1 protein-coding gene is annotated in these 2221 nt (G+C 68.6%); it reads right to left on the bottom strand.

Annotated elements, in window-relative coordinates; genetic code table 11:
- Positions 1 to 2180 (bottom strand): polyketide synthase dehydratase domain-containing protein (locus ACZ3H8_RS40780; protein WP_467410432.1); only part of this gene is annotated, 2180 nt, incomplete at its 3' end.
- Positions 2181 to 2221 lie beyond the last annotated feature (41 nt).

Here is a 2221-nt window from a genome sequence, read left to right as displayed (position 1 = left end):
CGATCACCGACGGCCAACCCCGAGACCCCGGGGCCGACCTCGGTCACCACGCCCGCGCCCTCCAGACCCAGCAGACCCGCCTCGCCCGGATACATACCGAGGACGTTCAGCACATCACGGAAGTTCACCCCGGCAGCCCGTACCACGATTCGAATCTGACCTGCCCCCAGCTCACCCCTCACCTCAGGGCAAGCCGCAGTGGCCAGACCCTCCAAGGTCCCCTTCTCGCCAATGTCCAAGCGCCAGTCGGCAGACCCCTCGGGTGGCTCCAAACCAGTTCCTCTGGATGCCACCCGGTCCAGGCGGGGTACGAACACCGCACCCCTGCGCAGCGCGAACTCGGGCTCGTCCGAGGCCAGCGCACCCCCGAGCCCGGACCAGGACTCGGCCGTGCCATCCACATCCACCAGCACGAACCGGCCAGGATTCTCCGCCCTCGCCGCCCTCACCAGACCCCACACCGCCGCCAACACCGGATCCGGCGCACCATGATCAACCGCCACCGCCCCCTCGGTGACCACGACCAGCCGCGAACCCGCGAAACGCTCCTCCGCCAACCACTCCTGCACCAAACCCAACACCCGAGCCGACACCAAACGCGTCGCCCCGGGCACGTCAGCGCCATCGGATGGGCTCGTGCCACACGGGAACAGCACCCTCTGCGGGACGTCCGCACTCAGCCCGGCCAGGTCGGCGTACACCTCTGCATCGATCGAACCCGCAGTCGGCGCTTCCGTACCCTCCCCGACCACCACAGCCCAGTGGTCCATCGGAGAGACCGGCTCGCCGACTGCCGGCTTCTCCACCCAGTCCACCTGGAACAAGTCCCGATGTTCGCCATGAGCGCCTGCGGCCAGTGCACCCGAGACCTCTCGCAGGACCAGCGAATCGACCGAGGCCACAGTGCGACCGGCGGAGTCGGCCAGCTGAAGCGAGACCGCTTCCGGCCCGGCCTTCACCACCCGCACCCGCAGCGCCCTCGCACCCGAAGCCACCAACGACACACCGCCCCAGGAGAACGGCAACCGCAGTGAACTCTCACCACTGTCGAACAGACTCAGAAGCACGGCGTGCAGTGCCGAGTCCAGCAGCGCCGGATGCACACCGAACCCACCGGCCTGGGCCTCGTGCTCCTCGGGAAGGCCGACCTCGGCAAATACCTCCTCGCCCCGCCGCCACACCGCGCGCAGCCCATGAAACACCGGGCCATAGGCAAACCCCGCCTCGGCGAACAGCCCGTACACACCCTCCACCGGCACCGCCACCGCACCCCGCGGCGGCCACACACCAAAATCAAACCCCCCGGACTCCACCACAGGAGCCACCGCCAGCACACCACTGGCATTCAGCACCCACGGATCATCATCCGCCGCATCCTCCGCACGCGAATAGAAGAGGCACTCGCGCACAGCGGACTCATCCCGCCCACCGACCACCACCTGCACCCGCACGCCACCGAGTTCCGGAACCACCAGCGGCGCCGCGATCGTCAACTCCTCCACCCGATCACAGCCCACCTGATCACCGGCCCGCACCGCCAGCTCCAGGAAACCCGTCCCCGGAAACAGAACCCTGCCCGCGACCATGTGATCCCGCAGCCACGGATGCGACTGCAACGACAACCTGCCCGTCAGCAGAACACCGTCAGCCCCCGCCAACTCCACCGCCGCACCAAGCAACGGATGGCCCGGAGCCGAAAGGCCCAGGCTGACCACGCTGCCCCCCGAGGCCGTCGCAGGTGTCGGCCAGAAGTTACGCCTCTGGAATGCGTACGTCGGCAGATCAGTCCGGCGTACTCGTGTCCCCATGAACAGCGAGGCCCAGTCCGCTTCGCCCCCGTGCGCGAACACGGCGGCCACGGCTGCCATCACCGAGTCGAGTTCGGCGCGGTCCTTGCGCAGCGCGGGAACCAGCACTGCGTCGTCGCCGGACACGCATCCTTGGGCCATGGCGGTCAGCGTGCCGTCGGGGCCCAACTCCAGGAACCGGCTGACGCCCTGCTCCTCCAGGTACTGGATGCCGTCGGCGAACCGCACCGCATGACGGACATGCCCCACCCAGTACTCCGGCGAGGTGAGTTCCTCCGGCGTGGCCGGCGCGCCGGTCACATTGGACACGACCACGACCCGCGGCGGCTCGAAGGTCACGCTCTCCGCGACCCGGCGGAAGTCCTCCAGCATCGGGTCCATCAAAGGCGAGTGGAACGCATGACTCACCCGCA

This window comes from Streptomyces sp. NPDC002868, assembly GCF_055563295.1.
The sequence above is the reverse complement of the archived record's forward strand: the minus strand, read 5'-3'. Positions and strand labels throughout refer to the sequence as shown.